22 protein-coding genes and 5 tRNA genes are annotated in these 21930 nt (G+C 68.7%); 16 read left to right on the plus strand and 11 right to left on the minus strand.

Annotated elements, in window-relative coordinates:
* Window positions 1-123 precede the first annotated feature (123 nt).
* Window positions 124-933: a galactan export ABC transporter ATP-binding subunit Wzt/RfbE gene (gene wzt, locus B840_RS00825; protein ID WP_042620554.1), complete on the minus strand. Its 810-nt coding sequence runs from the start codon at window positions 931-933 to the stop codon at window positions 124-126.
* Between the two features lie 9 nt (window positions 934-942).
* A complete protein-coding gene (gene wzm, locus B840_RS00830; RefSeq protein WP_169745287.1) occupies window positions 943-1791 on the minus strand; it encodes a galactan export ABC transporter permease subunit Wzm/RfbD in 849 nt (282 codons plus the stop codon).
* Between the two features lie 289 nt (window positions 1792-2080).
* Between wzm and B840_RS00835 the strand changes: the two genes are divergently transcribed.
* Window positions 2081-3283: an aminotransferase class V-fold PLP-dependent enzyme gene (locus B840_RS00835; RefSeq protein WP_042620556.1), complete on the plus strand. Its 1203-nt coding sequence runs from the start codon at window positions 2081-2083 to the stop codon at window positions 3281-3283.
* Here the strand turns inward: B840_RS00835 and B840_RS00840 are convergent.
* A complete protein-coding gene (locus tag B840_RS00840; protein WP_042620557.1) occupies window positions 3280-4236 on the minus strand; it encodes an NAD(P)H-quinone oxidoreductase in 957 nt (318 codons plus the stop codon). The two genes, B840_RS00835 and B840_RS00840, sit on opposite strands and share 4 nt — an antisense overlap.
* 86 nt (window positions 4237-4322) lie before the next feature.
* Between B840_RS00840 and B840_RS00845 the strand changes: the two genes are divergently transcribed.
* Window positions 4323-4407, plus strand: a tRNA-Ser gene (locus B840_RS00845).
* Window positions 4408-4656: 249 nt separating this feature from the next.
* Here the strand turns inward: B840_RS00845 and B840_RS00850 are convergent.
* The 4 genes from B840_RS00850 to B840_RS00865 are packed head-to-tail and all read right to left on the minus strand — an operon-like array spanning window position 4657 to window position 7810.
* Window positions 4657-5712: a ThiF family adenylyltransferase gene (locus tag B840_RS00850; protein WP_042620558.1), complete on the minus strand. Its 1056-nt coding sequence runs from the start codon at window positions 5710-5712 to the stop codon at window positions 4657-4659.
* Window positions 5709-6170, minus strand: coding sequence for a molybdenum cofactor biosynthesis protein MoaE (locus B840_RS00855; protein WP_042620559.1), 462 nt, complete (start codon window positions 6168-6170; stop codon window positions 5709-5711). Before B840_RS00855 ends, B840_RS00850 begins: the two co-directional genes overlap by 4 nt.
* Window positions 6160-6633: a MogA/MoaB family molybdenum cofactor biosynthesis protein gene (locus tag B840_RS00860; protein WP_042620560.1), complete on the minus strand. Its 474-nt coding sequence runs from the start codon at window positions 6631-6633 to the stop codon at window positions 6160-6162. Before B840_RS00860 ends, B840_RS00855 begins: the two co-directional genes overlap by 11 nt.
* 10 nt (window positions 6634-6643) lie before the next feature.
* A complete protein-coding gene (locus tag B840_RS00865) occupies window positions 6644-7810 on the minus strand; it encodes a molybdopterin molybdotransferase MoeA (protein ID WP_042622405.1) in 1167 nt (388 codons plus the stop codon).
* 39 nt (window positions 7811-7849) lie between these two features.
* Between B840_RS00865 and B840_RS00870 the strand changes: the two genes are divergently transcribed.
* Window positions 7850-8101 carry a MoaD/ThiS family protein gene (locus tag B840_RS00870; protein ID WP_229676553.1) on the plus strand — a complete coding sequence of 84 codons (252 nt, stop codon included), beginning with the start codon at window positions 7850-7852 and terminating at the stop codon, window positions 8099-8101.
* On the opposite strand, the gene B840_RS00875 is transcribed toward B840_RS00870, so the two are convergent.
* Together B840_RS00875 and hisC are read right to left on the minus strand one after the other, a co-directional pair.
* On the minus strand, window positions 8098-8475 hold the full coding sequence (locus B840_RS00875) for a phage holin family protein (RefSeq protein WP_042620562.1): 378 nt from the start codon (window positions 8473-8475) through the stop codon (window positions 8098-8100). The genes B840_RS00870 and B840_RS00875 overlap by 4 nt on opposite strands.
* A gap of 14 nt (window positions 8476-8489) precedes the next feature.
* Complete coding sequence (gene hisC / locus B840_RS00880) at window positions 8490-9512, minus strand: histidinol-phosphate transaminase (protein ID WP_042620563.1); 1023 nt, start codon at window positions 9510-9512, stop codon at window positions 8490-8492.
* A 95-nt stretch (window positions 9513-9607) separates the two neighbouring features.
* Between hisC and B840_RS00885 the strand changes: the two genes are divergently transcribed.
* The 5 genes from B840_RS00885 to B840_RS00905 all read left to right on the plus strand — a co-directional run bounded on the left by B840_RS00885 (window position 9608) and on the right by B840_RS00905 (window position 13263).
* Window positions 9608-9696: transfer RNA gene (locus B840_RS00885), tRNA-Ser, on the plus strand.
* Window position 9697: 1 nt separating this feature from the next.
* A tRNA-Arg gene (locus tag B840_RS00890) sits at window positions 9698-9773 on the plus strand.
* Between the two features lie 186 nt (window positions 9774-9959).
* Window positions 9960-11309 carry a magnesium transporter gene (gene mgtE, locus B840_RS00895; protein WP_229676552.1) on the plus strand — a complete coding sequence of 450 codons (1350 nt, stop codon included), beginning with the start codon at window positions 9960-9962 and terminating at the stop codon, window positions 11307-11309.
* 211 nt (window positions 11310-11520) lie between these two features.
* Window positions 11521-13113 carry an SLC13 family permease gene (locus B840_RS00900; protein ID WP_042620565.1) on the plus strand — a complete coding sequence of 531 codons (1593 nt, stop codon included), beginning with the start codon at window positions 11521-11523 and terminating at the stop codon, window positions 13111-13113.
* 77 nt (window positions 13114-13190) lie between these two features.
* Window positions 13191-13263, plus strand: a tRNA-Arg gene (locus B840_RS00905).
* Between the two features lie 84 nt (window positions 13264-13347).
* Here B840_RS00905 and B840_RS00910 read toward each other — a convergent pair.
* Complete coding sequence (locus B840_RS00910) at window positions 13348-14355, minus strand: prephenate dehydrogenase (RefSeq protein WP_042620566.1); 1008 nt, start codon at window positions 14353-14355, stop codon at window positions 13348-13350.
* Between the two features lie 37 nt (window positions 14356-14392).
* On the opposite strand from B840_RS00910, the gene B840_RS00915 reads away from it, so the two are divergent.
* The 6 genes from B840_RS00915 (at window position 14393) to tgt (ending at window position 19649) form a co-directional block, all read left to right on the plus strand.
* Window positions 14393-14890, plus strand: coding sequence for a tRNA adenosine deaminase-associated protein (locus B840_RS00915; protein ID WP_042620567.1), 498 nt, complete (start codon window positions 14393-14395; stop codon window positions 14888-14890).
* A complete protein-coding gene (locus B840_RS00920) occupies window positions 14868-15365 on the plus strand; it encodes a nucleoside deaminase (protein WP_042620568.1) in 498 nt (165 codons plus the stop codon). The genes B840_RS00915 and B840_RS00920 overlap by 23 nt, the downstream gene beginning before the upstream one ends.
* 80 nt (window positions 15366-15445) lie before the next feature.
* A complete protein-coding gene (locus B840_RS00925) occupies window positions 15446-15655 on the plus strand; it encodes a CsbD family protein (RefSeq protein ID WP_042622406.1) in 210 nt (69 codons plus the stop codon).
* A 74-nt stretch (window positions 15656-15729) separates the two neighbouring features.
* Window positions 15730-15820 (plus strand) — tRNA-Ser (locus B840_RS00930).
* 101 nt (window positions 15821-15921) lie between these two features.
* Window positions 15922-18405 carry an MMPL family transporter gene (locus tag B840_RS00935; protein WP_042620569.1) on the plus strand — a complete coding sequence of 828 codons (2484 nt, stop codon included), beginning with the start codon at window positions 15922-15924 and terminating at the stop codon, window positions 18403-18405.
* Window positions 18402-19649: a tRNA guanosine(34) transglycosylase Tgt gene (gene tgt, locus B840_RS00940; protein ID WP_042620570.1), complete on the plus strand. Its 1248-nt coding sequence runs from the start codon at window positions 18402-18404 to the stop codon at window positions 19647-19649. The genes B840_RS00935 and tgt overlap by 4 nt, the downstream gene beginning before the upstream one ends.
* A gap of 148 nt (window positions 19650-19797) precedes the next feature.
* Here tgt and B840_RS00945 read toward each other — a convergent pair whose 3' ends face one another.
* Window positions 19798-20460: a queuosine precursor transporter gene (locus B840_RS00945; RefSeq protein ID WP_373285076.1), complete on the minus strand. Its 663-nt coding sequence runs from the start codon at window positions 20458-20460 to the stop codon at window positions 19798-19800.
* A gap of 34 nt (window positions 20461-20494) precedes the next feature.
* On the opposite strand from B840_RS00945, the gene gluQRS reads away from it, so the two are divergent.
* Both gluQRS and B840_RS00955 read left to right on the plus strand, forming a co-directional pair.
* On the plus strand, window positions 20495-21400 hold the full coding sequence (gene gluQRS, locus B840_RS00950) for a tRNA glutamyl-Q(34) synthetase GluQRS (RefSeq protein ID WP_042620572.1): 906 nt from the start codon (window positions 20495-20497) through the stop codon (window positions 21398-21400).
* Window positions 21401-21449: 49 nt separating this feature from the next.
* Window positions 21450-21881 (plus strand): PAS domain-containing protein, encoded by a 432-nt coding sequence (locus B840_RS00955; protein WP_042620573.1) that lies wholly within the window; start codon window positions 21450-21452, stop codon window positions 21879-21881.
* Window positions 21882-21930 lie beyond the last annotated feature (49 nt).

A 21930-nucleotide genomic window follows, 5' to 3' on the forward strand; every position in this document is an offset into this window, starting at 1 on the left:
CGTGCCGGGCATACGGGGCGTCGGGAAGCACGGATATCCGCCGCAGGGTGGACATCGGTCCCGAAACCGGGCCGTTTCAGCTGCGATGTCAGCGCGACGGCGGATCAACCTCCCTCCGCCCCGCTACGGGGAGGGGGTCGGTTGGCCGTCCTCGTCGAAACGCTGCAGCAGGGAGCGGACGTAGTCGCCGGCACCCTTGCCCTCATAGGCCTCCACGACCTCGTCGACGAGGCCGGCCTTGCGCACATGGCCGTGGTCGATCCACAGGGCGGTGTTGCACAGCTGGGCGAGGAAGTCGTTGGAGTGGGACGCGAAGACGAGGATGCCGGAGCGTTTGACCAGTTCCTGCAGGCGGACGCGGGCCTTGGCCATGAAGGCGGCGTCGACGGCGCCGATGCCTTCGTCGAGAAGCAGGATCTCGGGTTCGATGGAGGTGACCACGCCGAGGGCGAGGCGCACGCGCATGCCGGTGGAGTAGGTGCGAAGAGGCATGTTGAGGTATTCGCCGAGCTCGGAGAAGTCGGCGATCTCGTCGATCTTGGCTTTCATCTGTTTGCGCGTCTGGCCGAGGAAGAGGCCGCGGATGATGATGTTCTCGTAGCCGGAGATCTCCGGGTCCATGCCGACGCCGAGGTCGAAGACGGGGGCGACGCGGCCGCGAATGTCGGCGGAGCCGCGGGTGGGTTCGTAGATGCCGGACAGCAGGCGCAGCAGCGTGGATTTGCCGGCGCCGTTGTGGCCGACGAGCCCGACGCGGTCGCCTTCCCGCAGGTGCAGGTTGATGTCCTTGAGCGCTTCGACGACGACGGTGTTGTCGCTGTTGCGGCCGATGGCGCCGCCGGCGGTGGAGAGCAGGGTCTTCTTCATGGAACGCGATTTGGCGTCGAAGATGGGGAAGTCGACGCAGGCGTCGTAGGTGTCGATGGAAACCAAGGGATCCTCCTAGACCCAGTAGCTGACGCGGAATCGCCACTGCTTCATGGCGAGCAACGCGAGGACGAGGCCCAGGGCCGTGAAGGCCAGGACGATCCACCAGTGGTAGGCGGCCAGGGGCTGGCCGATTAAGGGTGCGCGGATGATCTCCATGTAGTGGTACAGCGGGTTGATCTCGGCGAGCAGGGCGCGTTCGGCGACGTCGCCGCCCTGCTCCTTGAGCGTCTGCGTGGTCCACACGATGGGCGTGACGTAGAAGAGCAGCTGCACCATGGCCTCGAGCAGCGGTGCGACGTCGCGGTAGCGGGTGGCGACGATGCCGAAGAACATGGTCACCCACACCCCGTTGAGGATGAGCACCGCCATCGCCGGGATGGCCATCAGCACCTCCCAGCCGAGGTCCCGGGGGAAGATGAGCATGAGGATGACCCAGATGACCAGGTTGTGGGCGAGGAACAGCGCCTGGCGCCACACCAGCCGGTAGACGTGGACACTCAGCGCGGAGGGGAGCTGTTTGATCAGGCCCTCGTTGTCGATGAAGATGTCCGAGCCGTCCTTGATGCAACCGGAGATGAACCCCCACATGATCAGGCCCACCGTGACGTGCGGCAGGAACTCGGCGAGTTCGATCTGGAAGAGCATGGCGTAGAGCAGGCCGAGGGCCAGTGCCATCACGCCGGTGGCGATGGTGATCCACAGCGGGCCGAGTGTGGAGCGGCGGTAGCGCTGCTTGATGTCCTGCCAGCCGAGCTGCAGCCACAGTTCGTGCTGGCGGAATCCGCGGACCAGGTCGTTCCACGCCGCGCCGAAGGTCTTGGACCTGGAGGCGGGCGGGTTCGTGTCGACGCTCGCCGTCATGCGGGCGACGTCGTCACGCAACTGCTGTTCGTCCAGCTGGTTTCGGTAAGGGGATGGTTCCTGCACACCGACAACACTATCCCCGCGGGGGCGGTTGACGGGCATCCGGCGCCGGTCAGGTCCGCGCCGGCCCGCACTCTGTGAATTTCATGGGAGTCCGGCCAGAATTAATCTGATTCACAGGTCGCCTAGCAGGGCTTTCCTGCTTATCTGTCCGGCGCGGGGGCGATGGTGCATCTGGGCGGTGGACGGGGCATACTGGACGGACGTGTCGGAAGGAGTGTCGTGAATGGCCTATGACGTCGCCCGGGTGAGAGGGCAGTACGTGTCCCTCGGAGACGGGTGGACCTACCTCAACGCGCACCAGTGCCCGCAGATCCCGGAGCGTGTGTCGGCGGCGGTGTCGCGTTCCTTCCGCCTGGCCACCGGCGTGGCCGAGGTGGAGAAGTCCTCGGGTTCCCATTCCCGGGTGCATGAACCCGGCCGCCTGGAGGGGTCGCTGCTTCTCGACGCCGCCCGCACCGCCGTCGCCGACCTCTGCGGCGCCACCCCGGACCGGGTCATCCTGGGGCCGAGCCTGCCCGCCCTCTACGTGTCGCTGGCCCGCGCGATGCGGCCGCTGCTGCGCGCGACGTCCTCCGTGGTGCTCTCGGGTCTCGACGAACCAGACCTGGTGGCCCCGTTCGAAGAGACGGGGGCGCGGATCCGCCGCGCCCAACCGGACCTGGGGACGGGCACGTTGCCGGCCTCGCAGTACAGCGAACTCGTCGACGGCTCCACCCGCCTCGTCGCCCTCTCCGCCGCCCAGCGTTATCTGGGCACCGTCGCGCCCGTCGCGGAGATCGTCGAGCACACGCGCTCGCGTTCCCGCGCCTGGGTGCTTGTCGACGCATCCTCCTACGCCCCCTACCGCCCCCTCGACGTCAGCGACTGGGACGCCGACATCGTCGCCCTCGACGTCGCGGCCCTCGGCGGCCCGCAGGTGTCGGCGCTGGTGTTCCGGGACACCGCGATGTTCCGACGCCTCAACCCGGTTCTGGAGACCCCCGTCGCTCCGGCGCTGGCGGGCGGTGTGCCCACCCTCGTGGACGTCATTGCCGACCAGACCAGCCCCGGCGGAACCCGCCGTACCCGCCTCCAGCGCGCCATGCGGGAGATGTCGGGTTACCTCACGTCCCTGACGGGTGAGCTGCAGCAGTTCCTCGGTGCTCTGCCGGCCGTGCACATCCTCGGCGTCACCGGCGAGGCGGGCGACGGCGGCCGCTCCGACCGGATCCCGCGCCTGTCCTTCGCCGTCCGCGGCGTCCCCGCCCGGACGGTCCACCAGCGGCTGCTGGACAACGGCCTGGTCACCACGATCCTGCCCCTCGCCCGGCTCTTCGCCGACATGGGCGTGGACGAGGTCGGCGGCGCCGTCACCATCTCCCTGAGTCCGTACACCGCCCGCCACGACCTCGAGCACCTCACCCGCGTCGTGGCCTCCCTCGCCTAGGCCTCCAGCACGATCTTTCCGGTGACCTCGCCGGAGTCCAGCAGATCGTGGGCCTTCGCTGCCTCGGCCAGCGGGAGGACGGCGTGGATGCGGTGGGCGATGCGGGCGTCGGAAAGCATCGGCCACACGTGCTCGACGGTGGAGGCGACGACCTCCGCCTTGCCGGCCAGGGAGCGGGCGCGCAGGGTGGTGCCGCGGACCGACAGGCGGCGCGGGAGCAGCGCGCCGAGGTTGATCTCCGTCTTCACCCCGCCCTGCAGTCCGATGATGACGAGCTGACCGTCCTCGGCCAGCGCGCGCAGGTTCTGCCGCAGGTATTTCGCGCCGATGATGTCGAGGATGACGTCGCAGCGCCCCTTGAGCTCTTCGGCGAAGTCCTGTTCGCGGTAGTTGATCAGGATGTCGGCGCCGAGTTCGCGGCACACCTCCAGTTTCTCCGCGGAGCCGGCGGTCACCGCGACGGTAGCGCCCAGCTGCCTGCACAGCTGGATGGCGAAGGTGCCGATACCGCCCGCGCCTCCGTGAATGAGCACCGTCTGCCCGGCGCGCACCCCGGCGAGCATCCCCAGGTTGGACCACACCGTGCACGCCGCCTCCACGACGCTGGCGGCCTCGGTCAGCGAGTAACCCGCCGGAATCGGCATGAGCTGACCCTCCGGCACAGCGACGTACTCGGCGTAACCCCCGCCGGCCAGCAGACAGGCGACCTCCTCGCCGGCCTTCCGCCCGGTGGCGCCCGGGTCCTCGATGACGCCCGAGCACTCCAGGCCGATGATGTCCGACGCCCCCGGCGGCGGCGGGTAGTGCCCGCGCGCCTGCAGCAGATCACCCCGGTTCACGCCCGCTGCGTGCACCTTCACCAGGACTTCGCCGTCCCTGAGCTGCGGCAGGTCAGTGTCGACGAGTACCAGTGAGCGCGGATCTTCCGGATTGGTCAGTTGGATTGCCTTCATGCCATCCCAGGGTAGGGAAATTCCAGGCCTGGGGGTGGCTCAGGTATTGTGGAGGATTGTCGTCGGGGAGTTTTCCCGGGCGACGAGGAGATGTGGCAGAGCGGCCGAATGCACTGGTCTTGAAAACCAGCGAGGGTCAAACCTCCGGGGGTTCAAATCCCCCCGTCTCCGCTGCCAAGTGCCTTCCACCGCCGCCGGTGGGAGGTACTTCTTCCGTGGCGGACGTTTCCACTTCGTGCCCCCTCAAGACACCGTCGTGACCTCTCCGGACAGCTTGAGGGGGTACGAAGTGGAAAACCGGCCGCGGAGCCCGGCCCCCGGGTGAATACCGGAGGGTGGAGGTGGAGCAGATGACGCTCACCAGAATCATGGGGAACCTGGGGCCGGGGCTGGCGGGGTAGCATGCCCGCCGGCGGCCCGTCAGCCCTGCCGGTTGAGCCAGGCGTCGATGCCGCCGGCCAGGCTCACCGGTCCCGTCACTCCGCGTTCGGCCAGGGCCCGGACCGCGCGGGCCGAACGGATGCCGCCGGCGCAGTAGATGACCACGTCCTGGCCGGGGGCCGGGGTCGGGGGAACCCATCCGCCGGTGAGCACCTCGCCGAGGGGGACGTTGACGGCGCCCGGGATGCGGGTACCGGCGAACTCGTGGGGTTCGCGGACGTCGATGAGCAGCGGGGCGTCGGGGAGCTCGGTGACCTCCGGTACGGGGGGAAGTTCCGGGGAGGTGACGGGGCCGTTCCCCCGCACCCGGGTCAGGGTCTCCTGCGTGCCGACGACCGGCACGTACTCCCACGTGCCGTCCAGCCCGGAGAACACGGCGAGACGGCCGATCAGCGGGCGGCCCAGACCGGTCAACAGCTTGATGGCCTCCAGCGCCATGGCGGAGCCGACCACCCCGACCACGGGTCCGAGCACGCCGGCCTGGGCGCAGTTGGGCACCACTCCCGGGGCCGGCGGCTGGCGGTAGATGTCCTCGTAGATCGGGCCGTGGCCGGCGTGGAAGACGGAGAGCTGCGCGTCGTGGCCGAGGATCGAGGCCCACACGTGGGGGATGCCCAGGCGGGCGCAGGCCCAGGAGGCGAGGTGGCGGGTGTCGAAGTTGTCGGCGCCGTCCAGGACCACGTCCGCGCCCTGCAGCACCTCCAGCGCGTTGGCGAGGGTCAGGCGCCCGGGGGAGGCGGCGACGGCGATGTCCGGGTTGAGGGCCCGCATCGCCTCGGCGGCCGACTCCGCCTTGGGGCGGCCGACGCCGGCGTCGCGGTGGATGACCTGGCGGTGGAGGTTGGAGATGTCCACGGCGTCGTCGTCGATGACGGTGATGCGCCCGACGCCCGCGCCCGCCAGGTAGAGCAGCGCGGGCGAGCCCAGGCCGCCGGCGCCGATGACGGCCACGTGCGCGCGGGAGAGGGCCTCCTGGCCGGCCAGGCCGAAGTCGGGCAGGGAGATCTGGCGGCGGTAGCGGGAGACCGGGGTCATTCCAGACCCACCCACTGGGAGGCGCCGTCGGGGAGCTCCTGCTCCTTCCAGATGGGCACCTCGGCCTTCACCCGGTCGGCCAGCTCCGCGGCGGCGGAGAAGGCGGCCCGGCGGTGGGCGGCGGCGGCGACGACCACGAAGGCCAGGTCCCCGATGGACAGGTCGCCGGTGCGGTGTGCCGTCCACAGGCGCGCTGCCGGGTGCCCGTTGCTCACCTCCCGGGCCACGACGGCGATGACCTCGCCGGCGGTGGGGTGGGCGGTGTACCGCAGGCTGGCCACCTGGTGTCCGCCGTCGTGGTCGCGGACCACGCCCTCGAAGGTGACGACCGCGCCCATGGCGTCGGTGGCGGTGGCGGCGCGGGCGTCGGCGAGCAGGGGCTCCAGGGGAGCTTCGGTCATCGTCGCGGAGATGACCAATCCGGTCTGTTCGGCGACGTAGGCGGGGTCAGTGCTCATGGTGTCCCTCCAGCTGGTCGAGGAGATGGGTGAGGATCGGCTCCAGTACGGCCGCGCCGTCCCGGGCGCCGCCGGTGGAGCCCGGCAGCGTCATGACGAAGGTCGAACCCGCCACACCCGCCACCGCCCGGGACAGCACCGCGGTGGGCACGGCCGCCAGCCCCCGGTTGTAGAAGGCGTGCACGATGCCGGGCAGCTCCCGGTCCAGGTGCGGGGCGACGACGTCGACGGTGCGGTCGTCGGGGGTGACGCCGGTGCCGCCCGAGGTCAGCAGCACCGAGGGGTCTTCGGCCAGGGCCCGGCGGAAGGCCTCGTCGATGTCCGCGTCGGCGACCACCCTGGCGTCCGGGGTGTCCACGCCGACAGAACGCAGGAAGTCGACGAGAATCGGGCCGGAGCGGTCGGCGTACTGTCCGCGGGCGGCCCGGGTGGATGCGACGAGGACGAGGCCGGTTCTGGTCATACCCATCACCTTAGAACGGATGGACCCGGACGCGGTCGCCCGCGGGCAATCCGCCCGGGGCGGGGATCCGGATCACGCAGTCGGCCTCGAGAGCCTGGGCCAGCAGGTGGGAACCGGGGCCGCCGACCGGCCGCACGCCCTCCGCGGTCACCTTCCCCCGCAGGAACTGGTCGCGATCGGGCAGCCCCGGGGCGTCCTGCGCCAGCGGGAGGGTGAGCGGTGCCGGCGCGGACCCCAGGACCGGGGCCACGAAGAGGAGGAAGCTGACCAGCGTGGACACCGGGTTTCCGGGCAGGCAGATCACGGGCACCCCCCGGAAGGAGGCCAGCCCCTGCGGGCCGCCCGGTTGCTGGTCCACGTGTCCGAACCAGCCGGAACCCTCGAGCACGCGGCGCACCACCTCGAACTTGCCGGCGGAGATGCCGCCGGAGGTGATGACGGCGGTGGGCGAGTGCGCGTCCACGGCGGCGGCGAGGTCGGCGCTCAGTCGCGCCGGGTCGTCGTCGGTGTGCAGCCGGGCCGCGACCTCGATGCCGGCGCGGGCGCACAACGCCTCGAGCATCGGGCCGTTGGCGTCGGGGATGCCGGCCGCGCCCGTCCCGCCGATCTCCGCACCGCCGGTGCAGAGGATGACCCGGGCCCGCGCCAGGACCTCCACCTCCGTGATCTCCTGGCCCGCGAGCACCCCGACCGCCACCGGGCCGAGCACCGCGCCGGCGCGCAACAGGGTCTCCCCGGCGGCGATGTCGGAACCGGCGGGGCGGATGAACTGGCCGGGGGTGGGGGAGACGGTCACCCTGACCGTGGCGCCGGCCTCGGGGAAGGCAGGCGGATCGCAGGCCTCGACGGGCACGACCGCCGCGGCGCCCGCGGGCACCTTCGCGCCGGTCATGATGGGGACGATTTCGCTGAGGATGCCCTCCGGGTAGGCGGCGTCGGGGTCGGCTCCCGCCGCCAGTGTCTCGCCCACCCGGAACTCGCCGGGTGAGGCGGCGATCTGCTCGGGGGAGAGTGCGAAGCCGTCCATCTGCGAGTTGTCGAAACGCGGCGAGGGGTGCCCGGCGAGGAGTTCGCCGGCGAGGACGCGCCCGGGGGCGTCCGCGAGCGCGACGGTGACCGCCCGTCGGGCGGGAACAGCCTCGAGGACTGCGGCCAGGTGATCTTCGGGTGAACGCATGCCGTCCATGCTATCCCCGGTGATGGCATGCTGGACAGCGTGGAAATTCATTACTTTGCCGCTGCCCGCGCCGCTGCGGGGGTCGAGAGGGAGAGCGTCACCGCGGCGACGCTCGGGGAGCTTCTCGACGACCGCGCGGCCCATCACCGCGGAACCACCGACGCCGGAATGTCCCTGGGGGAGATTTTCGACCGCTGCACGTTCCTCGTCGACGGCCGCAACAGCGGCCGCGACACGCCCCTGGCGGGGGCGGCCCGGGTCGACGTGCTGCCGCCCTTCGCCGGCGGCTAACGCTTGAGGCCGACGGAGCCCAGGACGAGCCCCATCACCCACGTCGCGATCCCCATGACGACCGCGCCCATCAGCGCCGGCACAAATCCGTCGACCCTCAGGCCCAGGCCCAGCGCGCCCGAGAGCCAGCCGGCCAGCAGTAAGAGGGCCGCGTTGATGACCAGCGCGAACAGTCCCAGCGTGAGAATGGTGAAGGGCGCGCCGAGCAGCCGCAGGACGGGGCCGACGACGGCGTTGACGACGATGAACACCAGCGCCACCCACATGAAGGCCCACGGGTCATCCGGCGGGGTGACGGACACACCCGGGACGAACTGCGTGACCACGTAGAGGGCGATGGCCGTGACGATGATGTTCAGGAGAAAGCGGAGCATGCCTCCATCATGGGTCACAGACCCGCCGCGCGCCACGCCTCCAGCAGCCGGTCGGTCTCCTCTTCCGTGGTCACCGTGATACGCACGCACTCCGGGAAGGCCCGCACCAGGACGCCCTGATCTGCGAGACGGTCGGCGATGTCCTGCGAATCGACGCCCGGCAGCCACACGAAATTGCCCTCGCTGCGGCGCACACCGAGCGCGTCGGCCACACGGTCGCGCTGCACGACGGTCTCCTCGGTGCGCTCCAGCAGCTCGTCCGCGGCGTTCAGGCTGGCCAGTGCGCCTGCCTGGGCCACGGAACTCACTCCGAAGGGGACGGCCATCTTGTCCAGCGCCGTGATCAACTCCGGGGACCCGAAGGCGTAACCGATCCGCACTCCGGCCAGCCCGTAGGCCTTGGAGAAGGTGCGCAGGCCCACGACATTGGGGTAGCGGGTGATCGCCTCGGTGCCCACGACTGTGTTCTCGGCCCGGTTGTACTCGAAGTAGGCCTCGTCCAGGCCCACCACCACGTCCGCCGGGACCTTCGCCATGAAGCGGTCGAATTCATCCTGCGTGATCACGGCCCCGGAGGGGTTGTTCGGGCTGCACAGGAAGATCAGCCGGGTGCGCTCCGTGACGGCGTCGGCCATGGCGTCGAGGTCGTGGCGGCCGTCGTCGAGAAGCGGGATCGCCACCGGGGTGGCCCCGACGATCTGCACGAAGATCGGGTACGCCTCGAAGCTGCGCCACGGGAAGATCACCTCGTCGCCCGGGGCGGCCGTGATCTGCACCAGCTGCTGGCACAGCGCCGAGGAACCGCAGCCGACGGCGATCTGCGCCACGTCCAGCTCGAGGTGCTCCGCCAGCGCCTCCTTCACGTCCCCGGCGAACATGTCCGGGTAACGGTTGGCCCCTGCGGCGGCTTCGGACATGGCCCGGACGGCGGCCGGCAGCGGGGTCGCGGCGACCTCGTTGGAGGAGAGCTTGAGGGCATCCGGCCGGCGGGTGCCGGGGACGTAGGCGGGCATGGCGGCGAGGTCGGGGCGGATCATGACACCGGAGTCTATCGCGGTTTAAACGCGGTTTGATCGCGGGGCTGTCCGGCAGGTACGATACCGGGAGTCTCACCACTGCGAAGTGGCGGACTGGAGACGTGCCAGAGTGGCCGAATGGGACTCACTGCTAATGAGTTGCCTGCTTAACGGCGGGCCGGAGGTTCGAATCCTCTCGTCTCCGCGCGCCCGTAGCTCAACGGATAGAGCATCTGACTACGGATCAGAAGGTTGGGGGTTCGAATCCCTCCGGGCGCACCAGTAGCTACCCCAGGCGAAGTCTTGTATGCCTGGGGTTTCTGCATTGCCCGGAAAATCCTTCCCCGGGTGGACCCGGGGCCGAGGTCCATGCGACGGCGGAATGGCCGCCTCCCGGGAAAGGGTCTACCGTTGACCAGCGGATAAGCCTGCCGGACGGCGGGCGCCGCAACCCCGGGAGGTGTCATCGTGACCGACGTCGACGCACTGGAGAGAATTCTGCGTTCCGCCGAGGACATTCCGCCGGAACGGGCGGCCGAAATAGCGGCGCGGCTCGAAAAGACCCCGATCCAGGAGGTCGTGCGGCTGGTCGAGCGGTCGACGGCGACGAGGGCGGCCGTGGTGCTGCGGCTGCTGTCGCGACGTCGCTCGATCGCGGTCTTCGACGCCCTGGACGCCGCGCACCAGGCCGATCTCATCGATGCGTTGGGGGACCGGGCCGTCTACGAGTTCTTCGCGGAGCTGGACCCGGATGACCGGGTCTCGCTTCTCGACGAACTGCCGGCCGAGATCGCCGGCCGCCTCCTGCGCACCCTCGACGGCTCCGAACGCGAGATCACGGGCGTGGTCCTCGGTTACCCGAAGGGTTCGATCGGCCGCCGGATGTCGCCGGAGGTGCCGCACCTCTACGAGGACATGAGCGTCGACGAGACGATGGATAAGCTGCGCCGGGTGGCCGATGACGTGGAGACGATCTACACCCTGCCGATCATCTCCCGGGACCGGACGCTGGTGGGCGTCATCTCCCTGCGTGAGCTGTTCACCGCGGAAGGGTCCGCCGGTGTGGCGGAGTTGATGGCCGAGCCGGTGTTCGCGAGCGCGCACGATGAGGCGGAGGAGACCGCCCGCTGGTTTCTCCCCCTGGACATTCTGGCGATGCCCATCGTGGACGACTCCGGCCGTCTCGTCGGCATCCTCACGTTCGACGACGCGGTGGACATCGTCGAGGACGCGGATTCCGAGGACACCGCCCGGTCCGGTGCCCACGAGCCGCTCCAGCAGCCCTACCTGTCGACGCCGCTGCTCAGGGTCGTGCGCTCGCGCATCGTGTGGCTGCTGGTCCTGGCGGTGTCGGCCCTTCTGACGGTCCAGGTGCTGGACACCTTCGAGGACACCCTGGCCGCTGCGGTCGTGCTCAGCCTCTTCATCCCGCTGCTCACCGGCACCGGCGGCAACACGGGCAACCAGGCGGCCACCACCGTCACCCGCGCCCTCGCGCTCGGCGACGTCCGCCCGCGCGACGTCCTCTCCGTCGCGTGGCGCGAGGTCCGCGTGGGCATGCTCCTGGGCGCGCTGCTGGGGACGATCGGACTCGGGTTGGCGTCGTTGGTCTACGGTCTCGACATCGGAATCGTCATCGGGTCCACGCTTTTCCTGGTGTGCACGATGTCGGCGACGGTGGGTGGAGTCATGCCGATCATCGCGAAGAAGGTGGGCGCGGATCCGGCGGTGTTCTCCAATCCCTTCATTTCGACTCTCAGCGACGCTACGGGTCTTATTGTGTATTTCCTCATCGCAAAGACAGTTCTCGGTCTGTAAAATCCGGCGCCTCAGGAATTAATCACCCCTGGACAGGGGTGACCTTCGGGTTGGTGTTGCGCCCGTCTCCGCAGGTGGCGTGCGGCAGGCGCACCAGTGACCCTCACCGCCCAATTGGCGCATGGTGGGGTACTGCACTTAGGTATCTCCGGGTAAGTACCACCACCTCCGTTCCCGACCGGGAACTCCGACGGAAGGATCGTGCATCATCATGAGCACTCCTCAGACCCACGAGGCCGAGGTTCTCGTCGAGCCGGCGCCCGGCGACCTCGCCGAGGGGCGCGACCCCCGCGAATGGCACCGCCAGGCGTTCGGCATCGTCATCGGCGTGCTGCTGGCCGCCCTCGTGTATCTCTTCTTCCCCGCTGACGCCGCGGAAACCGTCCTCCAGTCCGCCGGTGCGGACCCCGAGGCGGAGTACTCCCACCAGGCCATGCGGATCGTCGCCGCCACCACCGTGCTGATGGGTGCATGGTGGATGACCGAGGCCATCCCGCTGGCGGCCACCGCACTGCTGCCCATCGCGATCTTCCCGCTCTCGCAGGTGGCGACCTTCGCGGAGGTCGGGTCCCCCTATGCCAGCGCCACGATCTTCCTGTTCCTGGGCGGATTCCTCCTCGCGTTGGGCCTCCAGCGCTGGAACGTGCACCGCCGTATGGCGCTCGCCGTCGTCCTGGCCGTGGGCACCAGCCCCAAGCGGCTGATCCTCGGATTCATGATCGCCACCGGTTTCCTCTCCATGTGGGTCTCCAACACCGCCACCGCCGTGGTCATGCTGCCCATCGGCATGTCCGTCCTGCACCTCACCGCCGGCCTGGTGGGCGGCATGCACCACCAGAAGAAGTTCGCCACCGGCCTCATGTTGGCGATCGCCTACTCGGCGTCCATCGGTTCGCTGGGCACCCTGATCGGCACCCCGCCCAACGCCCTGCTCGCCGGCTACATGGCGGAGGCGCACGACATCACCATCGGCTTCGGCCAGTGGATGATGGTCGGCGTTCCCATCGCCGTGGTGTTCACCCTGATCGCCTGGCTGGTGCTGATCACCGTGTTCAAGCCTGAGATGGACGAGATCCCGGGCGGCCGCGAGCTGATCCGCGGAGAGATCGCGAAGATGGGCTCCTGGTCCCGCCCGCAGATCATTGTGACGGTCATCTTCGTGCTCGCCGCCCTGTCGTGGATCTTCGTTCCGCTGATCATCGACTGGACCGGTGCGGAAGTCGGCTACAACGACGCGCTCGTCGGCATCATCGCCGGCCTGCTGATGTTCGCCATCCCCGCCGACCCGAAGACCGGCGTCCGCATCCTCGACTGGAAGACCGCCAACGAGCTGCCCTGGGACGTTCTCCTGCTCTTCGGCGGCGGCCTGGCGCTGTCCGGCATGTTCACCGCCACCGGCCTGTCGCTGTGGATCGGTGAAGTGGCCAAGGGTCTGGAGGTCCTCCCGACCTTCCTGCTCATCGCCGCGGTCGCCGCGCTGGTCCTGATCCTCACCGAGTTCACCTCCAACACCGCCACCGCCGCGACCTTCCTGCCCATCATGGGCGGCGTCGCGGTCGGCATCGGGCTGACGGCCTCCACCGACATGAACATTCTCCTGCTGACCATCCCGGTCGCGCTCTCCGCCACCTGTGCGTTCATGCTGCCGGTGGCCACCCCGCCGAACGCCATCGCCTTCGGTTCGGGGTACGTGAAGATCGGCGACATGATCAAGGGCGGCGTCTGGCTCAACCTCATTGCTGTCGTGCTGATCACCCTGGCGACCTTCTTCATCGCCGTCCCGGTCTTCGGCCTCGTCCTCTAGAACTCGCCTGACCTGCGAATTTGTTTGTTGTCGTCGGCCTGATGTAATGTTACATCTCGTTGCACAGCAGCAAACCTGCGCCCGTAGCTCAACGGATAGAGCATCTGACTACGGATCAGAAGGTTGGGGGTTCGAATCCCTCCGGGCGCACAAATGAAACCCCAGGCAGATTTTCTGCCTGGGGTTTCTGCGTTGCGCGGAAATCCGCCGCCGGAGGGCCCCGGGGCCGGGCATCTAGAAGATGTCGATCCGCCCGCCCAGGGATTCGGCCTGCTCCAACTGGCGGACCCAGCCCGGGGTGCCCGGGTGGAGGCGCAGGAGCGGGCGGGAGGAGATCTTCACCGGCGACACGGACTCGCCGCGGGCACCGTGGCGGGCCTCGAAACGCACCCGGGCGGCGTAACCGGTCTCGGCGAGGGCGGTGAGGTCGGGGCGGTCCTTGGCCAGGGAGTCGCGGGCGTCGTGAAGCAGCTCGAGGGCCTCGTCGAGGGCGGCGACGACAGCGTCGGCGTTGGTCTCGCACATGGCCTGCACGAGAGAGGGCTGGGTGCCGGCGACGCGGGTGGAGTCGCGGAAGCTGCCGGCGGCGAGGGACTGCGCCAGAGCGCCGCCGTTGTCGCCGACGATGGCGAGGGTCTCGGCGAATACGTGGACGAGGTGGGAGACGCGGGCGACGGCGGCGTCGTGGCGCCCGACCCGGGCGGGGATGGCGTCGGCGCCGACCCCGAGGATCATGCGGGCGACCTCGGTCCACAGGGCGATCCACTCGGGGGATGCGTCGGGGGCGTGGTCGTAGGTGATCACCCAGGCCGCGCGGGTGAACAGGCCCTCGCGGGAGGCGTCCCAGCCGGAGTCTGCGGTGCCGGCCATGGGATGGCCGCCGACGTAGCGGTCCTCCAGGCCCCGTTCCTTGACCAGGTCGTAGACGGCGGCCTTGACGGACACGACGTCGGTGATGCCGCAGGAGGGGGCGTGCTCCATGATGGCGTCGAGAAGCCCGGGGATGGCGGGCATCGGCGTCGCCACGACGATGATCGCCCGGTCCTGTTCGGCGCGCTGCAGGGTGAGCGCGAGGTCGTCGGAGGCGTCGAATCCGGCGGCGGAGGCGGCGCGGGCGCCGGAGCCGGAACGGTTGTAGCCGTAGACGTGCACGCCCTGAGCGGCGAGGTCGCGCAGGAGCGAACCGCCGATGAGGCCGAGACCGAGGATGCAGATGGGGCGGGAAAGGTTCGTCGAGGTCACCTGACAAGTGTGGCACAAGCAGACTAATCTCACCCGTATGGAACACGAGGAGTACGGCCAGAGCTTCGCCGTCACGGTCGCCAGCCAGGATGGCGGGTGGGTGGTGCGTACCTTCGACGATGATTTTTCTGCGTTGGCCACCTCCATCCGCGCCGTCCGGGCCCTGCGCAGCGAGGGTCCTGCGTTCGCGCTGCTGTGCGTCGAGGACGAGTATTTCGTCATCGTCCGGCCCATCCCCGACGGGGTGCAGGCGTTGGTGTCGGACGCGACGATGGCGGTGGACGACGATTTCGCCGCCTCGGTGCTCGGGGAGCTCGACGCGGAGATCCCCGATCTCGACCCGGACGAGCTGGACGAGATCGACGGCTGGGCGGACGGCGACTTCGAGGTGCTCGCCGACCTGGGGCTGAGCGCGGAGGTGCTCGGGGTCATCGTGGACGACTCCGACATGTGGCCCTCGGAACAGCTGGTCCGGATCGCCGAGGAGCTGGGATTCGCCGAAGAACTCATCGATGCCGCAGGTCTCGACGATTAACGTCCTGCCCCGCGAGGAGGGTCTGGTGCGCGCCGAACGGCTCATGCGGCGCGCCCTCGAGGTCGCCCGTTCCACACCTGCCGGCGACGTCCCCGTCGGCGCCGTCCTCTTCGGCCCGGACGGGCGGGAGCTGGCGGCGGGCACGAACCGCCGGGAGGCGGACCGCGATCCCACCGCGCACGCGGAGATGCTGGCGATCCGGGAGGCCGTGAAAAAGCACGGCGATTCCTGGCGCCTGACGGGCTGCACGCTCGTGGTCACCCTCGAGCCCTGCACCATGTGCGCCGGTGCGCTCCTCGGCGCCCGCGTCGGCGAGCTGATCTTCGGGGCTTTCGAGCCCAAGACCGGCGCCTGCGGCTCGCTTATCGACGCCGTCCGAGCCCCCGGCCAGCTCCACCGCCCGGCGGTGCGCGCCGGGGTGCTCGAGGGGGAGTGTGCGGCGCTGATGGCTGGATTCTTCGGATCGTTACGGTGACGTTATGCGAGGTTCGTCACATATCACTACCGTGGGAGGGGTACCTGCACCGACCGAAATCACGAAAGCGAGTGACCATCATGAGCACATTCGAGAACAAGGCGAAGGACCTCGGCGGCAAGGCCAAGGAGGCCTTTGGCAAGGCGACCGACAACGAGCGCCTCGAGGCCGAGGGCAAGGCGGACCAGACCAAGGCCGACATCAAGGAAGGCGCCGAGAAGGCCGGCGACAAGGCCAAGGAGGCCGGCGACCGGGCCCTCGGCGCGTTCCAGGACGACGACAAGCGCTGATCCGGCCCCGCTGATTTGGCGCGTTCGGACCCGCTCGATTACTCTTGCCGGAGGCCGTTTATCGGCCTGAACAAGGTGGCGTGTCCGAGCGGCCGAAGGTGATCGCCTCGAAAGCGATTGTTGGGTAACCCCCAACCGAGGGTTCAAATCCCTCCGCCACCGCCAGCTGAAGGCCCCGACGACAGTCGGGGCCTTCTGTTATTTCCGGCTACCTCGGTAGACTGACCCTGTTTGATTGTCGACAGTATTGAGGAAGCCCATACCCCGTGGCTAAATTTCTGTTCAAGCTGGGACGCTGGTCCTTTCACCACAAGTGGATCGTCATCGTCTTGTGGCTGTCGGCGCTGGCCGGAGTCGCGGGCGCGGCGGCCGCATTCCAGAAGCCCTTCTCCAACGAGTTCTCCATCGGCGGCACCCCGTCCATCGATGCGACCTACACGCTGGTGGAGAAGTTCCCGGACGGCGGCAACCCCGTCAACGCCGCCGGCGTGAACGTGGTGTTCGCGGCGCCGGAGGGGCAGACCCTGGCGGAACCCCAGAATTTCGCGGCGGTCGACCGGGTGGTGGGCCACATCGAGGACAATCTCCCCGACCTGACCGGCACGGAGCGTTTCGGTAACCCGGTGGAGGTGTCGCCCGCCCTGCAGGAGGGCGTCGTGGCCCAGATGACTGAGCAGGGGCTGCCGGAGGAGACGGCCCGCGCGGACGCGGAGAACCTCAAGATGCTGTCCGACGACGGCCGCATCGGCTACACCACCTTCACCATCGACGTCGACTCGTCGATGGACGTCACCGACGAGCACCGCCGGACCGTCAACGACGCCATGGACCTCGGGCGCGACGCGGGCATCGAGGTCGAGGCCGGCGGCGCCGGTTTCGGCGACCCCATCGCCATCAAGACATCCAGCGAGATCATCGGCCTGGTCATCGCTTTCGTGGTGCTCATCGTGACCTTCGGTTCCATGGTGGCCGCGGGCCTGCCGGTGCTCACCGCCGTCATCGGTGTCGGCATCGGCGCCTTGACGATCATGATCGCCACCGCCTTCGTGGAACTCAACAACATCACCCCGGTCCTGGCGGTGATGATCGGCCTGGCGGTCGGCATCGACTACGCGCTGTTCATCCTCTCCCGCTACCGGGTGGAACGCGAACGCATGGCCGCCGACGAGGCGGCCGGCATGGCGGTGGGCACCGCCGGGTCGGCGGTCGTCTTCGCCGGCGCCACGGTCATCATCGCGCTGGCGGCGCTGGCTATCGTCAACATCGAGTTCCTCACCGCCATGGGCCTGTCGGCCGCCTTCACCGTGTTCGTGGCCGTGCTCGTGGCGCTGACCTTCATCCCCGCCCTGCTGGGCGTGCTCGGCGACCGGACCTTCGCCGGCCGGGTGCCCGGCGTGGCCGGTAACCGGCGCAGGAAGCACGTCCGGGAGGAGCGCCCGCGCAGCCAGAAACCCACGATCGGCAACCGGTGGATCCACTTCGTCCGCCGCGCTCCGGGTCTGGTCATGGCCGTTGTCGTCCTCTCCCTGGGGGCGATGTCCTACCCGGTGCTCAACATGGAACTGTCCCTGCCCTCGGACTCCACCTCCAACCTGGACACCACCCAGCGCAAGTCCGCCGACCTCATGGCGGAGGGCTTCGGCGAGGGCGTCAACGCGCCCTTCCTGGTCATCGTCGACGCGGACGACGTCGACGTCGACGCCCCCGCGCTGCAGCCGCTCGTCCTGGCACAGGAATCGATGGCGGCGGAGGATGCGCCGGTCGACCGTCGAGAAGCGGCCGTCACCAGCTCCTTCCTCTACACGGTCGGCCAGCTCAAGAACGTCGGCGGCGTGAAGCACGCGCAGCTGATCGGCATCAACGTCGACACCAACGCGGCGCAGATCCTGGTCACCCCGCAGACGGGGCCCGACGACCAGTACACGTCGCAGGTCTCCCACGCCCTGCGCGAGCAGGGGACGCAGATCGCGGACGCCACCGGCGCGGAGATCGGCCTGACCGGCCTGACGGCTGTGCAGATGGACATCACCGAACGGCTCTCCGGCGCCATGCCGATCTACCTGGCCATCGTCGTCGGCCTGGCGATCTTCCTGCTGCTGGGAGTGTTCCGTTCGGTGATGGTCCCCGTCGTCGCCGGGCTGGGCTTCCTGCTCTCGGTGGGCGCGGCCTTCGGCGTGACGGTGCTTGTGTGGCAGGAGGGCCTGTGGGATCTGGTGAACACGCCCTCCCCGCTCATCTCCTTCATGCCGATCTTCCTCATCGGCGTCACCTTCGGTCTGGCCATGGACTACCAGGTCTTCCTGGTCACCCGCATCCGCGAACACTACATCGCCCTGCGGGTGAAGGAACGCGCCAACCCCGATTCCGACACGCCTCGGGCCATGTCGAAGCTGGACGCCGTGGAGGAGTCGACCATCATCGGTTTCACCCGCGGCGCACGCGTGGTCACCGCCGCGGCGCTGATCATGATCGCCGTGTTCGTCGCTTTCATCGACCAGCCGCTGCCCTTCATCCAGATCTTCGGCTTCGCCCTGGGCGTGGGCGTGTTCTTCGACGCCTTCTTCATCCGCATGGCGCTGGTGCCCGCCACGATGTTCCTCATGGGCAACGCCACCTGGTGGATCCCGCGCTGGCTCAACCTCCTCATCCCGCGGATGGACATCGAGGGCACCGCCCTGGAGAAGGAGTGGGAGGCCAGGCACGCCGCGGAGGAGGAGCACCGGAAGCAGATGGGTACGGTGGCATCATGACCGACCTCTCCTTCTCCCTGGGCACCGAACTCGAATCCGGCCCCGGCCGGCACGGCCGCACCGGCGTCATCCACACCCCGCACGGCGACATCGCCACCCCGGCCTTCATCCCCGTCGCCACCAAGGCCACGGTAAAGACGCTGACCCCGGAGCAGATCAGGCAGACCGGCGCGCAGGCCATCCTGTCCAACGCGTACCACCTCTACCTGCAGCCGGGCGCCGACATCGTCGACGAAGCCGGGGGAGTGGGCCGCTTCGAGAACTGGTCCGGTCCCACCTACACCGACTCCGGCGGTTTCCAGGTGATGAGCCAGGGTTCCGGCTTCCAGAAGACCATCTCCATGGACGCCGCCGAGGCCATGGCGAACGGCCATCTGCCGGCGAAGAAGAACATGGCCAAGGTCGACGAGGAGGGCGTGGACTTCACCAGTTTCATCGACGGTTCCCGCCACCGTTTCACGCCCGAGGTGAGCATGCAGATCCAGCATCAGCTCGGCGCGGACATCATCTTCGCCTTCGACGAGTTGACCACCCTCATGGACGCCCGCGACTACCAGGAGTCCTCCGTCGAACGCACCCGCCGCTGGGCGCAGCGCTGCCTCGTCGAGCACGACCGTCTCACCCACGAGCGCGCGGACAAGCCCCTGCAGTCCCTGTGGGGTGTCGTGCAGGGCGCGCACTACGAGGATCTGCGCCGCCAGGCCACCCGCGGCCTGGTGGAGCTTTCCGACGCCGCCGTCGACCAGGGGCGCCGCGGTTTCGGCGGTTTCGGCATCGGAGGTGCCCTGGAGAAGGAGAACCTGGGCACCATCGTCGGCTGGGTCTGCGATGAGCTGCCCAAGGACAAACCCCGCCACCTGCTGGGCATCTCCGAGCCGGACGACATGTTCACCGCCGTCGAGGCGGGCGCCGACACCTTCGACTGCGTCGCCCCCACCCGCCTGGCCCGCCGAGGCGGCGTCTACACCCTCGACGGACGCATGAACCTGGAGGGCGCCCGTTTCAAGAGGGACTTCCGCGGCATCGACGAGGAGTTCGGCGGCTACGTCTCCGAGAACTACTCCCGCGCCTACCTCCGGCACCTGTTCAAGGCGAACGAGTTCCTGGGCATGACGCTGTGCACCATCCACAACCTCAGCTTCATGATCCGGCTGGTGGACAATATCCGCGCCTCCATCGACGGCGGTTACTTCGAGGAGTACCGGGCGGAGTTCCTGGGCCGCTACTACGCGGGCAAGGGGTAGGCCAGCTGAGACAGGGCCGTCATGACGTGCACTCGTCAAATGTGACATCTGACGGGTGCGCGTCTTCCGATATGCCCAGGTCGGAGACCGGATCCTTCTTGGCGCCCGTCCGTCATGACGTGCACCCGTCAGAATTGTCCAGGCCACGTCAGGCCAGGTAACCCTCCCGCTTCTTCACCCACCCGATCACCGCGTAGGTGACCGGCAGCAGCAGCACCTCGAGCAGCGTCTTCCACAGGAACCCGACGACGACGAAGTTGATCAGGTCCGGCAGCGTCGAGATGCCGATGACCGGGGCGGCGATGAGGCAGAACAGTAATGTGTCGCCGAATTCGCCGACCACGGTCGAACCGATGAGGCGGGCCCACAGCGACTTCTCGCCGGTGCGCTGCTTGATGGCCACCAGCACCCATGAGTTGAGCAGCTGCCCCACCACGTAGCCGGCCAGCGACGCCACCACGATCTGCGGCACCAGACCCAGCACGTGGGCGAATTCTTCCTGCGACCCGTAGAAGTCGGCGGGTGGCAGCCAGATGGCGACGTAGAAGGACGCCACGGCGAGGACGGTCACGGCGAAACCCGCGAAAATGGCGCGCCGGGCTGCCTTGAAGCCGTAACACTCGGCCAGCACGTCGCCCAGGATGTAGGCCAACGGGAAGAGGAAGAAGGCGCCGTCGGTGATCAGCGGTCCGACGGCCACGCCCTTGGTGGCCAGAATGTTCGAGATGAGGAACACCGCGACGAAGAGCGTCACGATGACGGGGTAGTAGGTGCGCTGCAGCGGAATGAACTGCGCCTCGGTTGTGCTCATGTGAGACATGGTCGCACATGGTTATCCTGGGGTCATGACTGAGCACGCTGGCCGATACGCCCCCTCGCCGAGTGGAGACCTGCACTTCGGTAATCTCCGCACCGGACTCATCGCCTGGCTCTTCGCCCGCCAGAGCGGCCGGAAGTTCCTGCTGCGCGTGGAGGACGTCGACACGCAGCGCTCCACCATCGACTCCGCGCACCGCCAGATCGACGACCTGCTCACCCTCGGGTTGACCTTCGACGGGGACATCCTCTACCAGTCGGAACGCTCCCACGCCTACCAGCGGGCGCTGGACCTGCTCACCTCGCACGGCCACGTCTACGAGTGCTACTGCTCGCGCCGGGAGATCCAGGAGGCGCCCCGCGCCGCGCACCACGTCCCCGGCAGCTACCCGGGGACCTGCCGGGAGCTTTCCGACGCCGAGCGGGACGAGCGTCGGGAAGCGCTCGCCCGGGAGGGCCGCAGCCCCGCGCTGCGCCTGCGCTCCGAGGTGGACACCTTCACCATCCGGGACTTCTACCACGGGGACTACACCACCGAGATCGATGATTTCGTGCTGCGCCGCGGCGGGCAGAACACGGACTGGGCCTACAACCTCGCTGTGGTCGTCGACGACGGTTTCCAGCACATCGACCAGGTCGTCCGCGGAGACGACCTGCTGCCCAGCACCCCGCGCCAGGCGTATCTCGCGAGTCTGCTCGGCCTCTCGGCGCCCGAGTACGTGCATGTCCCGCTCGTGGTCAACCAGGCGGGCCAGCGCCTGGCCAAACGTGACGGCGCCGTCACTCTCCGCGAAATGCTGCTTCACGAGCCCGTCCACCACATCATCGAGAAGCTCGCGGCATCGCTCGGCTACCCCGGGGTGTCCACGTTGAAGAAGCTCCTCGAGGTGTTCCGGCCCGAGGACCTGCCGCGCGAACCCCTGGTGTGGCGCTGACCGCTTGGGTATCTTCGGCCCCAACCGATCAAACGTGAGGAAGGGCACCATGGACTCGAACGAGACAGCCGCTCGCATCGTCGCCGGCACACAGGACGCCGTCATCTACGCCGACCGGGACGGCGCCATCCAGTTGTGGAACGTCGGTGCCGAGCGGATCTTCGGCTGGAGCGCCGAGGAAGCGGCGGGGGAGAGCCTGGACATCATCGTCCCCGAGAAACACCGTAAACCGCACTGGCGGGGCTGGTACCGCGTCATGGACACCGGCCTCACCCGCTACGGCGCGGACCCCCTGGCCGTGCCCGGGCTGCGCAAGGACGGCAGCATCGTCTCCCTGGAGTTCTCCATCACTATGCTCAAGGACGCCGAAGGGAGGATTGAAGGTATCGCCGCGATTCTCCGCGACGTGAGCAAGCGTTGGAACCGGGAGCGGGCGCTGAAGAAGCGGGTGGAGGAGCTGGAGGCGGCGCAGCAGGCGTAGGCACAGGTGCGGCGGCGGCGCCCGAATCCTCCGCAGGGTGGACCTCGGG

It is taken from the genome of Corynebacterium marinum DSM 44953, from assembly GCF_000835165.1.
Classification (GTDB): Bacteria; Actinomycetota; Actinomycetes; order Mycobacteriales; family Mycobacteriaceae; genus Corynebacterium; species Corynebacterium marinum.

What these genes read in the sequence shown, in the direction of transcription:
- gluQRS (WP_042620572.1), top strand. Translation starts at nt 20,495, where the DNA reads ATGACTGAGCACGCTGGCCGATACGCCCCCTCGCCGAGTGGAGACCTG.
- wzm (WP_169745287.1), bottom strand. Translation starts at nt 1,791, where the DNA reads ATGACGGCGAGCGTCGACACGAACCCGCCCGCCTCCAGGTCCAAGACC.
- B840_RS00900 (WP_042620565.1), top strand. Translation starts at nt 11,521, where the DNA reads ATGAGCACTCCTCAGACCCACGAGGCCGAGGTTCTCGTCGAGCCGGCG.
- B840_RS00875 (WP_042620562.1), bottom strand. Translation starts at nt 8,475, where the DNA reads ATGCTCCGCTTTCTCCTGAACATCATCGTCACGGCCATCGCCCTCTAC.
- hisC (WP_042620563.1), bottom strand. Translation starts at nt 9,512, where the DNA reads ATGATCCGCCCCGACCTCGCCGCCATGCCCGCCTACGTCCCCGGCACC.
- B840_RS00860 (WP_042620560.1), bottom strand. Translation starts at nt 6,633, where the DNA reads ATGACCAGAACCGGCCTCGTCCTCGTCGCATCCACCCGGGCCGCCCGC.
- B840_RS00865 (WP_042622405.1), bottom strand. Translation starts at nt 7,810, where the DNA reads ATGCGTTCACCCGAAGATCACCTGGCCGCAGTCCTCGAGGCTGTTCCC.
- B840_RS00955 (WP_042620573.1), top strand. Translation starts at nt 21,450, where the DNA reads ATGGACTCGAACGAGACAGCCGCTCGCATCGTCGCCGGCACACAGGAC.
- tgt (WP_042620570.1), top strand. Translation starts at nt 18,402, where the DNA reads ATGACCGACCTCTCCTTCTCCCTGGGCACCGAACTCGAATCCGGCCCC.
- B840_RS00925 (WP_042622406.1), top strand. Translation starts at nt 15,446, where the DNA reads ATGAGCACATTCGAGAACAAGGCGAAGGACCTCGGCGGCAAGGCCAAG.
- B840_RS00945 (WP_373285076.1), bottom strand. Translation starts at nt 20,460, where the DNA reads ATGAGCACAACCGAGGCGCAGTTCATTCCGCTGCAGCGCACCTACTAC.
- B840_RS00855 (WP_042620559.1), bottom strand. Translation starts at nt 6,170, where the DNA reads ATGAGCACTGACCCCGCCTACGTCGCCGAACAGACCGGATTGGTCATC.
- B840_RS00850 (WP_042620558.1), bottom strand. Translation starts at nt 5,712, where the DNA reads ATGACCCCGGTCTCCCGCTACCGCCGCCAGATCTCCCTGCCCGACTTC.
- B840_RS00920 (WP_042620568.1), top strand. Translation starts at nt 14,868, where the DNA reads ATGCCGCAGGTCTCGACGATTAACGTCCTGCCCCGCGAGGAGGGTCTG.
- B840_RS00835 (WP_042620556.1), top strand. Translation starts at nt 2,081, where the DNA reads ATGGCCTATGACGTCGCCCGGGTGAGAGGGCAGTACGTGTCCCTCGGA.
- B840_RS00915 (WP_042620567.1), top strand. Translation starts at nt 14,393, where the DNA reads ATGGAACACGAGGAGTACGGCCAGAGCTTCGCCGTCACGGTCGCCAGC.
- B840_RS00840 (WP_042620557.1), bottom strand. Translation starts at nt 4,236, where the DNA reads ATGAAGGCAATCCAACTGACCAATCCGGAAGATCCGCGCTCACTGGTA.